This is a genomic window from Micromonospora yangpuensis (genome assembly GCF_900091615.1).
Lineage (GTDB): Bacteria > Actinomycetota > Actinomycetes > Mycobacteriales > Micromonosporaceae > Micromonospora > Micromonospora yangpuensis.
The window spans coordinates 5693683-5705774 of sequence record NZ_FMIA01000002.1 but is presented as its reverse complement, the minus strand read 5'-3'; the positions used below and the strand labels follow the sequence as shown (position 1 = coordinate 5705774).

The following is a 12092-nucleotide window of genomic DNA, read 5'->3' as shown; positions in this document are numbered from 1 at the left end:
CCGGCTCCGGAGAGCCCGGCTCAGTCCTGGTCGCCGGAGCGGTCTGCGCCCTCCGGGTCGTACCCGTTGCCGTCGTCGCGGTCTTCGGTGAGGTCCGGGTCCGCAGCCGGCGACCCGGCGCGCTCGGTGGGGCTCGCGGTGGGCTGGTTGGCCGCCCCCGCGTTGGCCCGCCGCTCCAGCACGTCCTGGTTGAGGTGCAGCTCGATCAGGTCGAACAGCACGCTGCGTACCGTCTGGTCGTCCGCGTCGGCGGCCGCGCCGTCGGCCCGGGTGACCACGGCGTACGCCAGGTAGTGGCCGCGTACCTGCCAGCCGACGCGGGCCGGGGCGGTGGCGAGCACCGTCGTCTCGTCGTCGTCGGCGGGCATGCCCCGCAGCCGTCCCTGCCGGTCGTCGAGGAGCTCACGGATCCGGTCCCTGGCCCGCTCGGCGGTGTGCAGGTCGGTCAGGTTGAACAGCCCGGCGGTGGCCAGGTGCTCGCCGTCGGGGGAGCGCAGGGTGGCCCGGACCACCTGGCTGCAGCCCAGCAGACTCAGCAGGTCGGCGATCTCGTCGGTGGCCGCGACCGCGCAGCTGCCGCTGGACTGGGTCTTGAGCACCTGGTACGAGGCCCCGCTGGAGCCGAGGGTCAGCGTCTGGCTGCCGAAGACCTCCTTGGCGGTCAGCGGTGCCGGATCGGTCTCCCGGGAGTCGATGCCCTGCGGTGGCTCGGATTTCGCCGACGGGGAGGCGGCCGGGCCGGCCACCGGGGTCACCGTCGGTGGCGAGGACCTGTCGACGACGAGGGCGGCGGCACCCAGGCCGGTGAGGGCGAGCAGCGCGAGCACCGCGACGCCACCGACGAGGACCTGCCAGTTCCGCCCGCCCGACGAGCGGGTGCGGGACGGCCCGAGCGGCTGCGCGACCGGACGGCCCGAGGTGTGCGGCGGGATCGGCTCGGTGTGGTGGGAGACCCGCGGCGGAAACTGGGTTGCCTGGTGCGCGGTGTGCGGCGGAAGCGGTTCGGCCTGGTGTGCGGTCTGCGGCGGATACGGTTCGGCCTGGTGTGCGGTCTGCGGCGGATACGGTTCGGCCGGGTGCGCGGCGTCGGCCGGGTACGGTTCGGCGGCGGACTGCGGGCCGCGTACCCGGTAGGTGGTGGAGTGGGCGGCGCGCATCGATGCCGACGGGTGGCCGACGGTTGCCGGACGGCTCGACCGGGGCAGCGTGGGCGTGGGGAAACGGGACGGCGAGGGCCCGGGGCGGGCGGGCGGGCCGGCGGAGATCACCGAAAGCTCGGTGCCGGGCCGCGGGTGCTCCAGGTGGCTGTCCTCACCGGACTCATACCGATAGACCATGATGTGTAGCGTAGGGGCCATTGCCCCATTAGGGGATAAATCGGAAAAATCAAGCGACCACGCGGGGACACCCGAGGGGCTGTCGGGCACCCGGTGCGAGAATGCCGGACGTGACGACCGGGGACCACTACTTCACCGCCGAGCCGACGACCTCTGCCGCGCCCCGTGAGGTGGAATTCAGCGCCGCCGGCCGGGACTGGACCCTGGCCTCGGCCGGCGGGGTCTTCTCCGCCGCCCGGCTCGACCCCGGCACCGGGGTGCTGCTGCGCAAGGCCGACCTGCCCAGCGCCGCCACCTCCGGCGCGTTGCTCGACCTCGGCTGCGGGTTCGGGCCGATCACCTGCGTGCTCGCCTCGTGTGCCCCGTCGGCCACGGTCTGGGCGGTCGACGTCAACGCGCGGGCCCGGGAACTCACCGCCGCGAACGCGGTGCGGGTCGGTGTCGCCGACCGGGTACGGGTCCACGCGCCGGATGAGGTACCCGACGACGTCGCCTTCGCCCAGATCTGGTCCAACCCGCCGATCCGGATCGGTAAGGCGGAGTTGCACGAGCTGTTGGGACGCTGGTTGCCGCGGCTCGCCCCGGCCGGGGTCGGCTGGCTGGTGGTCGCCCGTCACCTCGGCGGCGACTCGCTGCAGCGCTGGTTGGTCGACCAGGGGTGGCAGGTCGGCCGGCAGGCCAGCCAGAAGGGGTACCGGGTGCTGCGGGTCACCCGGTAATTCGATGTCGCCCGGGTGGTCGACTCGGGCAGGATTCGCACGTGGGATACGTGGACGTGGCAGCGGTCGGGCACGTCCTGCCCGACGGCCGGGAGCTCTTCCGGGACGTGTCGTTCCGGGTGGGTGAGGGGGCCAAGGTGGCCCTGGTCGGGCCGAACGGCGCGGGCAAGACGACGCTGCTGAGAATGGTCGCCGGTGACCTGCCGGTGCCCACCGGCAGCATCTCCCGGGCCGGCGGGCTGGGCGTGATGCGCCAGTTCATCGGCATGATCGGTGACGACACCACCCTCGCCGACCTGGCCCTCTCCCTCACCCCACCCGCCCTGCGTGCCGCCGGCCGGCGACTCGCCGACACCGAGGCCGCGATGCGGGCGGCCGAGGCGCGCGGCCCGCACAGCACCGCCGCCGGCAAGGCCCAACTGGCGTACGCCGACGCGTTGGCCGCCTGGGGCGAGACCGGCGGGTACGACGCCGAGGTGCTCTTCGACACCGTGGCCACCATCGTGCTCGGCCAGGGTTGGGACGCGGTCGGGCACCGACCGGTCCGGACCCTCTCCGGTGGCCAGCAGAAGCGCTTCGCGCTGGAGTTGCTGCTGCGCGGCGACGACGAGGTGCTCCTGCTCGACGAGCCGGACAACTTCCTCGACGTGCCCGGCAAACGCTGGCTGGAGGGACGGCTGCGGGAGTCGCCGAAGTCGGTGCTCTACGTCTCGCACGACCGGGAACTGCTGGCGCAGACCGCCGACCGGGTGGTCACCGTCGAGGGTGGCAGCGCCTGGGTGCACCCGGGCGGCTTCGCCGACTGGCACGCCGCCCGGGTGAACCGGCACGCCCGCCTCGACGAGCTGCGCCGACGTTGGGACGAGGAACACCAGAAGCTGCGTGAGCTGATGCTGATGTACAAGCAGAAGGCGGCGTACAACGACGGGTTGGCCTCCCGGTACCAGGCCGCCCAGACCAGGCTGCGCAAGTTCGAGGAGGCCGGGCCGCCGCCCGTACCGCCGAAGGAGCAGGACATCCGGATGCGGCTGACCGGCGGGCGGACCGGCAAGCGGGCGGTGATCTGCGAGCAGCTGGAGCTGGACGGCCTGACCTACCCCTTCGACCTGGAGCTCTGGTATGGCGACCGGGTCGCGGTGCTCGGGGCCAACGGCACCGGCAAGTCGCACTTCCTGCGGCTGCTGGCCCGCGGCGGCACCGACCCGGACCCGGCCAACGGGCCGGTCGACGGCGCGGCGGCGCTCGCCCCGGTGGCCCACGACGGGGTGGCCCGGCTCGGCGCGCGGGTCCGTCCCGGGCACTTCTCGCAGACCCACGACCGGCCGGAGCTGATGGACCGGACGCTTGTCGAGATCCTCTGGCGGGGCGACGAGCACCGGTCCGGGATGGACCGGCACGCCGCGATGGCGGCGCTCAGCCGATACGAGCTGGCCGGCCAGGGCGACCAGCGCTTCGGCACCCTCTCCGGTGGTCAGCAGGCCCGGTTCCTGGTGCTGCTGCTGGAGCTCTCCGGGGCGACCCTGCTGCTGCTCGACGAGCCGACCGACAACCTCGACCTGGCCTCCGCCGAGGCGCTCGAAGCCGGGCTGACCGCCTTCGACGGCACGGTGGTCGCGGTCACCCACGACCGGTGGTTCACCCGCACCTTCGACCGCTTCCTGCTCTTCGGCGACGACAACGAGGTGGTCGAAACCCCCACCCCCACCTGGTGAGCTGAAAGGAAGGGCCCCCTGTTATCGCAAAACGTTGTACAGGGGCCCCTTCCTAACACCTCGCATAGGGTGGTGCGGTGACTGAGATGGCATATCGCAGGCTGGGCGACTCCGGGCTCGTGGTGTCCGTGGTGGGCATCGGCTGCAACAACTTCGGCCGCAAGCTGGACCTCGACGGCACCCGGGCGGTGGTCGACGCCGCGATCGACGCGGGGATCAACCTCTTCGACACCGCGGACATCTACGGCGAGCCGCAGGGCGCCTCCGAGGAGGTGCTGGGCCAGGCGCTCAAGGGCCGCCGGGACGACGTGGTGCTGGCCACCAAGTTCGGCATGGACATGCACGGCATGAACGGCCCGGACTTCGACGCCCGGGGCGCCCGCCGGTACGTCGCCCGCGCGGTGGAGGCGTCGCTGCGCCGCCTCGGCACCGACCACATCGACCTGTACCAGATGCACCAGCCCGATCCGGGTACGCCGATCGAGGAGACCCTGGCGGCGCTGGACGACCTGGTCCGCGCCGGCAAGGTCCGCTACCTGGGCAACTCCAACTTCACCGGCTGGCAGATCGCCGATGCCGACTGGACCGCCCGCACCGGCGGCATGACCCCGTTCATCAGCGCCCAGAACCACTACAGCCTGCTGGAGCGTGGCGTCGAGGCGGAGGTGGTGCCGGCCTGCGAGCGGTTCGGCCTCGGGCTGCTGCCGTTCTTCCCGCTCGCCGACGGGCTGCTCACCGGCAAGTACCGGCGTGGCTCGGCGCCCCCGGAGGGCACCCGGCTGGCCGGCGGCGGCCGGTACGCCGAGCGCCTCGCCGCCGCCGACTGGGACACCATCGAGGCGATCGAGGCGTACGCGGCCGAGCGGGGACTCTCGATGCTCCAGGTGGCCATCGGCGGACTGGCCGCCCAGCCGGCGGTGACCTCGGTGATCGCCGGGGCAACCACCGCCGACCAGGTACGCGCCAACGCCGAGGCCGGGGCCTGGCGGCCGGACGCCGCCGACTGGGCCGCCCTGCGCGCCCTACTCTGACCGGGTACGGCGTTGAACGGGTACGGCGTTGACCGGGTACGGCGTTGACCGGGTACGGCGTTGACCGGGTACGGCGTTGACCGGGTACGGCGGCATCGGGACGGTGCTGTCCTATTCGGCGGTGTCCGGGTGGGTGGCGTGTGGGCTTGTGCGCTCACCGGTGCCGGTGCCGGTGCCGGTGCCGGTGCCGGTGGAGGTAGCGGTAGCGGTGGTGCCGGTGCCGGGGGTGGCACCGGGGGTGGTGGCTGCGCGGTCGGTGGTGCGGGTGTCGGTGTCGGTGGTGGCTGCGGTGTCGGTGGTGGCTGCGGTGTCAGTGGTGGCCGGGGTGTGACCACGGCGGCGGGCGGTCAGCAGGATGCCGGCCACGGCCAGGACGACGAGCACGATCACGGCCAGTCCCACGGTCCGGAGCAGGCCACTTCCGTTCTCCACCGCGGCCTGCCGGCTGTCGACGGCGGGTGCCGGGGGCGGACTGGCCGCCGGGCGGGCCTCGACCTCGGCGGTCGCGCTACCGGGGTTGGCGGCCGGCCCGGTGACTGTCACCTGCCAACGGCCGGGAGTAAGCACCGGGCCGGTGGTGTAGAAGCCCTGGCCCTCGCCGGAGGGCTCGATCTGCAGTGGACCGAGCGAACGTCCGCCCTCGCCCGTGGCGGTCACCACCAGCCGGACCATCTGGTCCAATGGCCGGTCGTCGTCGGCGTAGCGGGCCTGGACGGTGATCCCGGTCGCCCCGTCCCCGGCCACCACCAGCTTCAGCTCCCCGTCGACCAGCAGCATCCCGGTCCGAGTGGCCACCGTCCCTGATTCAGGGGCCAGGATCGTGGATTGAGTGGTCGCTGTTCCTGATCCAGAGGCCAACATCCCCGATTGAGTGGCCACCGATTCCAGGGCTGAAGATCGAGGGGGCACTCTCCCTGATTCAGGCGCTAGTGTCGTGGATTCGGCGGCCAGCATCGTGGATGTGGTGACCAGCGGCGCGGGGGTGGCGGTCAGAGCCGCCAGGCAGAGGCCGGCGAGGACGGTGGCGGAACCCCAGCGGGTACGCATGATGTCGCTCCTCAGGTGAAACGAGCTGGTCAGGGCGGGGCGGGCGGGAAGAAGGGTCCGGGGGGAAACGAGCGGGGTGCCCGCCCACCGCCGGTTGGCAGTGGACGGGCACCCCGGGGTCGGTCAGAGCTTGCCGTTGGGGGCGATCCGGGTCGGATCCTCCCCGAGGCGGCCAGCGCCGTCGACCTTGTTGCCGTCGTTCGCCTTGACTCCGGCCTTGCTGGCCGTGCCACCGAGCCGGACGATCATGGCGTCGGCGTCCCGGACCAGGGCTTCCCGAACCTCGGCGTCGGTGACCAGGGCGGTGTCGGCAGCGAGGGCACGGAATGCGGTCAACTGCTGGACCGCCCGCTTGTCGTTGCCGGCGGCCTCCGAGGTCCGGACCGCCGTCAGCTTGTTGGTCAGCTGGCGGTGGGCCTTGTTGGAGAGCCGCCCGGTCGCCTTGAACCGGTCGATCAGGTTCTGCATGTCCCGGAACGAGGTGGTGACGAAGAACCGTACCGTCGAGGTGGTCTTGTTGCCCGCCTTGTCGGTAGCGGTCACGGTCAGCTCGTGCATGCCGAGGGTGAGCTCGTACATGGCCTGGAGCGTCCCGCTGGCGTACGTCCTGCCGTCCAGCACGCCGGTGACGGTCTTGATGCCGGAGGTCGAGTCGACCGCCTGCCAGGAGATCCGTACGTCCTGGCTGTCACCGTAGAGCTGACCGTCGGCGATGCCGGAGACCAGCAGCGTCGGCTTGGTGCCGTCGATCTTGACGATCGCCGACTTCAGCGCCTCCACGTTGCCGGCGTTGTCGGTGGCCCGGTAGAGCAGCTCGTGCTGCCCGTCCCCGCTGATCTGGACCGCCTCGGTGTACGGCGTCCAGTCCCCACCGTCCAGCGACCACTCCAGCAGCTTGACCCCGGAACCGGCGTCGGTCGAGCTGAGCACCACCGGGACCGTACCGTCGTGCCAGCCCTCGTCGTTCGCGTTGGCGAACTGCGCGGAGCTGACCGGCGCGGTGGCGTCGATCTTGACCGTGACCGTCTTCGTCTCCTCGACGTTGCCGGCCTCGTCGGTCGAGCGGAACCGCAGCTCGTGCTCACCGTCCCCGGTGATCTCCACCGGCTCGGTGTACGCGGTCCACTCGGTGGCCCCGTCGAGCTGGTACTCGGTGCGCTCGACGCCGGTGTCGGCGTCGGTGGCGGTCAGGGTGACCGTCACCGGGCCGGTGTACCAGCCCTCGACCGGGGTGCCGGACACCTCGGCCGTGGTCACCGGCGCGGTGTCGTCGACCTGTCCGGTGGTGACCCGGAAGTAGTCGAACGACGCCGTCTTCGAGGCGGTCTGGTTGGCCCCGAGGGTGAACAGACCCACCTTCGGGGTGGCCCCGACGGCGGTGCTGGTCAGCGTCCCGAGCGTGGTCCACTCCTGGCCGTCGGCCGAGTAGGCGGCGGTGTAGCTGTTGCCGCTACGGGCCAGCCGCAGGTGCCAGACCGCCTGGGTCAGGTTGGCGGCCTCCGGCTGCGGACTCTGCACCGCCCCGCCGACCTCGCTGCGGAACTCGATCCGGCGGGAGACTGCCTGCCCGGCGGTGTTGTCCGCGATGAAGTCGAACTTGAGGTAGTTGTCGTCGTCCGCGTAGACCAGCAGACCGGCCTGCTGGTACTGCTCGTTCAGCAGGCTGCCGTCGACCTTCGTCTCCAGCGTCCAGTCGCCCGCCGGCGCGTTCTGCAGGATGAAGTTCGTCGGTCCGGTGTTGCCGGTGCCGTAGATGTCACCGTTGGGCACGTCGATGCGCAGCGCGCCGTCGGTCACCCGGTAGGCGGCGGCGTCCTCGCGGACGATCGCGTTCCACCGGCACTTGTCCAGGCTGTTCCCGGTGAACTCGTCCGACGGGGTCACCGGCTCGGCCGGAGCGTCGGGCGTGACCTGGAACCAGTCGAAGACCGCGTCCACCACCGGCGCGGTGGTGCCGCCGTTGAGGGCGAAGACGCCGATCCGGGGGTTGGTGATGCCGGCCAGCGCGGCCGAGCGGCCGACCGGGGTGAAGGTCTGCCCGTCGGCGGAGTACGCCGCGGTCAGGTTCGTCCCGTCGCTGATCATGCGCAGGTAGACGGTGTCACCGGCGGACCAGGCGGTCGCGTCGGCACCCTCGTTGCGCGGCGTCGCGGCGGTCTCCCGGATGAACTCCACCTTGCGGTTGCCGCCGTACAGCAGGTCAACCTTGGCGTAGTTGTCGTCGTCGCCGTAGACGATCAGGCCGGCCTGCTGGTAGTCGGCCGTGGTCGGGACGGTGACCTTCGTGGTGGCCTGCCAGGCCCCGCTGGGTGCGGGCTGGAGCACCAGGTTGGTCGCGTCGTTGCGGGTGCCGTACAGGTCACCGACGGCGGTGGGCAGCCGCAGCGCGCCCCCGGAGACGGAGTAGAGCTGGTTCTCCCGGACCACCGTCCAGCGGTCCTTGTCCAGGTCGTTGCCGAGGAAGTCGTCCGAGCGGGCACCGAAGCAGGAGGTGTTCGGCGCCTCCACCTTGACCTGGACGGTCGCGTACGCCTTCGCGCCCCGGTTGTCGGTGACCGTCAGGGTGGCGGTGAACGTGCCCGGCACGGTGTAGGTGTGGGTGGCGTTCAGCGTGTCCGCCGTACCGCCGTCACCGAAGTCCCAGGCGTACGTGAACGGGGTGTCGTCCTCGGCGTCGGTGGCCGTACCGGTGAAGGAGACCTCGACCGGCGCGGTGCCGGTGAGCGGGGTGGCCGTGGCGGTCACCGTCGGCGGCGCGTTGTCGGTGACGCCCTTGCCGACGAAGTCCATCCAGTTGACGTTGAACAGGCTGTTGGCACCCCCGGCGGGGTCCCGGGCCACGAAGAACAACGACCCGCCCGTGTCGGCGTCCGCCGGCACCTCCGCGGTGACATTGGTGTACGTCTGCCAGGCACCCGTGGTCGGCACGGTGGCCGTGGTGATCAGCGGACCGTCGGCGGCTCCGGCGCGTACCTCGATCCGACCGCCGGCGCCCTGTGCGGCCACCCGGAACCGGATCTGCTCGATGCCGGTCAGGTCGGCCGGGTCGACCGACCACCAGTCGCCGTCCTCGATGAAGCCGATGTTCTGCCCGCCGCCGGCGCTGTCGGAACCGGCCTCCCGGACCACGCCCGGGTCGCCGCCGCCGGTGGCACCGGCCACCCGGCCGGTGGCGCTGTAGTACTCGGCCTGCTTCTGCTTGGGCTGCAGGATCTCCAGGGCCCGACCGGTGAGCGGGGCGGAACCGCCGGTGCCGCCGGCGTCGGTGTAGGTCGCCTCCAGCACGGTGAAGACGTTGGCCTCGGCGCCGTGCCCGTCGGCGAGTTGGGTCTGCACCGTGCCGGTGCAGCCGGTGAGCTGGTCCAGCGGGTGGGCGTGCTCGTCGTGGCCGAGCAGTACCTGCAGGTTGACCTTCGCGCAGTCGATCTCCCCGTCCTCGGGGTCGGTCACCTTGATCGTGTACTTGACCTGGTCGCCCCAGTTGAAGAACCCGCCGTCCGGCGGGAACTCGATGGTGACGGTGGGCGCGGTGTTGCCGACGGTGACCGGCACGTTCGCCACCGCGGTACGCCCCGCCGGGTTGGTGACGGTGAGCTGCGCGGTGTAGTTGCCGGCCTCGGCGTAGGTGTGGGTCGGGTTGGCCTCGGTCGAGGTCTGCCCGTCACCGAACGCCCAGGCGTAGGTGAGCGTGCCGCCGTCGGGGTCCCGGGAACCCGCACTGGAGAACGTGACGGTCAGCGGGGCCGCCCCGGAGGTCGGATCGGCGGTGGCCGACGCGATCGGGGCCCGGTCACCGGCGACGTAGTCGATCCGGTAGACACCCGAGTTGTCGTTGTTGCCGCCGAAGCCGCTGCCCCACTCGATGAGGTAGAGCGCCCCGTCCGGGCCGAACTCGAAGTCCATCGGCCGGATGAAGGTCATCCCGACCAGCAACTGGTTGATGTCGATCAGGGACTTGCCGTCCTTGGCGACCTGGAAGGTGTACATCTTCGACTGGTTCCACTCGCCGAAGATGGCCTTGCTGTCGAAGTACGCAGGCCACTTGGTCGGCGAGGGGTTGTCGGCGTCGTACCGGTAGACCGGGCCGCCCATCGGCGCGCCGCCGCCACCGATCTCCGGGAAGCGCGGGTCCCCGCCGTAGCCGTAGTCGACGGTGGCCGCGATGGCCGGCGGCAGGTCGGTCAGGCCGGTGTTGTTGGGGGAGTTGTTCACCGGCGCGGCGCAGTCGAACTTGGCGCCGCTGGGGCCGGAGGGGAACTGGTAGTCGTTGTAGGCCTGGTTGTTGCCGTGGCAGTACGGCCAGCCGAAGTTGCCGGGCCGGTCGACGATGTTCCACTCCACCAGCCCGGCCGGGCCCCGGTTCGGGTTGGCCGAGCCGGCGTCCGGGCCGTAGTCACCGACGTAGAGCACGTCGGTGGCCGGGTCGATGCCGATCCGGAACGGGTTCCGGAAGCCCATCGCGTAGATCTCGGGGCGGGTCTTCTCGGTGCCCGGTGGGAAGAGGTTGCCCTCCGGGACGGTGTACGTCCCGTCGTCCTCCGGGTGGATCCGGAGCACCTTGCCGCGCAGGTCGTTGGTGTTGCCGGAGGTACGCTGCGCGTCGTAGTCCTGGCGTCCCGGCCGCTCGTCGATCGGGGTGTACGCGCTGGACTCGAAGGGGTTGGTGTTGTCCCCGGTGGCCAGGTACAGGTTGCCGGCCGAGTCGAAGACCATGCTTCCGCCCGCGTGACAGCAGGTGTTGCGTTGGGTGTCGACCTGCAGCACGACCTTCTCGCTGGCCGGGTCGATGGTGTCACCGGTGACGGTGAACCGGGAGATGTAGTTGCGCGGCCCGCCGCCGGCGGGCGCGTAGTAGAGGAAGACCCAGCCGTTGGTGGCGAAGTCCGGGTCGAGCCGGATGCCGATCAGGCCGTCCTCGTTGCCGGTGAAGACGCTCAGGGTGAGCGCGGTGACCGTGTTGCCGGTGTCCGGCTTGACGATCTGCACCCGGCCGTCGCGCTCGATGTAGAAGACCCGGCCGTCCGGCGCGATGTCCAGTTCCATCGGGTTGCTGGTGTTGCTGTCCAGCGTGACCTTCTCGAAGCTGGAGGTCTTCGAGGCGGCGCAGTCGGAGTCGACCACCCCGGCCGCGGTCTGGATGCCCCCGAGCAGGTGGCGGAGGAACTCCGGCTCGGCGAACGACTCGTTGGTGTGGCCGCCACCGGTGTACCAGGACCGCCCGCCGTCGTACTCCTGGCACCAGGCGATCGGGTGGTCGGCGCCCATCGCGCCGGCGCCCGGGTTGTAGCTGGTCTCGTCCAGGCTGGACAGCACGTGCACGTCACCGCGCGGGTTGGTGCGGAAGTTGTACCACTCGTCGTAGCGGGACCAGCGCTCCGGCAGGTGCGCGGTGGAGTCGTGTGCGTGGTCCTCGACCTTGATGGTGGCCGTCTGGTTGGCCGGGTGGCCGGAGAAGTAGGCGCCGACGAGGTCGCCGTACCACTCCCAGCTGTACTCGGTGTCCGACGCCGCGTGCACGCCGGCGTATCCGCCGCCGCCCTGGATGTACCGCTCGAACGCGGCCTGCTGCCCGGCGTCGAGCACGTCACCGGTGGTGGAGAGCCAGATGACCGCCTTGTACCTGGCGAGGTTCTCGTCGGTGAAGGCGGCGCCGTCCTCGGTGGTGTCGACGGTGAAACCGTTGTCCGCGCCGAGCTGCTGGATGGCCGCGATGCCGGCCGGGATGGAGCCGTGCCGGAACCCGGCGGTCTTGGAGAAGACCAGCACCGAGTACGGCTCGGCAGCCTGGGTTGCGGGCGCGGCCAGGACCGGGGCCGCCTTCGCGGCGGTGAGTGCGGTGGTGGGCGCGGCCTGGGCCGGCGCGCCGATGAGCGTGGTGGTGAGGGTGAGGGTGAGCAGAGCCGCGGGGAGGGGGCCCCGCGACGATCTGATACGGCGGAATAGGGACACAAGGTCTCCTCTGTCCGGGCTGGACGACGGGTGTCGGAGCGGACCGCCGAAGACCGCTCCGAGCTGACCCGACAGTGCTGACCAGGGGGCGCCGACCCACCGGACCGCGATTCTGTCGAATCGATGAACAAATTAGTTCCGATCTCTCCATGTCCGGCAAGGTGCAGCCCGGTAACGGTTGCGTAACGCTACGCCGCAATAGCCGCGAGTGCCTCCAAAGCAGACGAGCGGCCGGGTCGACAGGCGGTGCCCGCCCCCGTGGCGCTGATGGGGGCGGGCACCGGTGAAGCCGTCCGG

General features: G+C 71.3%; 6 protein-coding genes. 3 read left to right on the top strand and 3 right to left on the bottom strand.

All coding sequences use genetic code 11. The annotated features are described in order from the left end of the window. Positions 1-20: 20 nt before the first annotated feature. Positions 21-1337 (bottom strand): chromosomal replication initiator protein DnaA, encoded by a 1317-nt coding sequence (locus tag GA0070617_RS25620; RefSeq protein WP_175440656.1) that lies wholly within the window; start codon positions 1335-1337, stop codon positions 21-23. A gap of 101 nt (positions 1338-1438) precedes the next feature. Here GA0070617_RS25620 and GA0070617_RS25615 point away from each other — a divergent pair, with 101 nt between their 5' ends. From GA0070617_RS25615 to GA0070617_RS25605, 3 genes are all read left to right on the top strand, one after another. Further along, the gene (locus GA0070617_RS25615) at positions 1439-2056 is read left to right on the top strand and encodes a class I SAM-dependent methyltransferase (protein ID WP_091443972.1); all 618 of its coding nucleotides are present in this window, start codon (positions 1439-1441) and stop codon (positions 2054-2056) included. 41 nt (positions 2057-2097) lie between these two features. Then, the gene (locus GA0070617_RS25610; RefSeq protein WP_091443969.1) at positions 2098-3768 is read left to right on the top strand and encodes an ABC-F family ATP-binding cassette domain-containing protein; all 1671 of its coding nucleotides are present in this window, start codon (positions 2098-2100) and stop codon (positions 3766-3768) included. Between the two features lie 86 nt (positions 3769-3854). Then, the gene (locus GA0070617_RS25605; protein WP_091443966.1) at positions 3855-4799 is read left to right on the top strand and encodes an aldo/keto reductase; all 945 of its coding nucleotides are present in this window, start codon (positions 3855-3857) and stop codon (positions 4797-4799) included. A 111-nt stretch (positions 4800-4910) separates the two neighbouring features. Here the strand turns inward: GA0070617_RS25605 and GA0070617_RS25600 are convergent, their stop codons facing one another. Both GA0070617_RS25600 and GA0070617_RS25595 read right to left on the bottom strand, forming a co-directional pair. Beyond that, entirely contained in the window at positions 4911-5594 is a 684-nt protein-coding gene (locus GA0070617_RS25600) for a hypothetical protein (protein ID WP_139135760.1), read from the bottom strand. A 375-nt stretch (positions 5595-5969) separates the two neighbouring features. Then, positions 5970-11795: a ThuA domain-containing protein gene (locus GA0070617_RS25595; RefSeq protein WP_091443959.1), complete on the bottom strand. Its 5826-nt coding sequence runs from the start codon at positions 11793-11795 to the stop codon at positions 5970-5972. Between the last annotated feature and the right edge of the window lie 297 nt (positions 11796-12092).

Bases quoted from the DNA above. Each gene is read 5' to 3' on its own strand.
- GA0070617_RS25620 (WP_175440656.1), bottom strand. From the start codon at position 1,337: ATGGTCTATCGGTATGAGTCCGGTGAGGACAGCCACCTGGAGCACCCG.
- GA0070617_RS25615 (WP_091443972.1), top strand. From the start codon at position 1,439: ATGCCGGACGTGACGACCGGGGACCACTACTTCACCGCCGAGCCGACG.
- GA0070617_RS25605 (WP_091443966.1), top strand. From the start codon at position 3,855: ATGGCATATCGCAGGCTGGGCGACTCCGGGCTCGTGGTGTCCGTGGTG.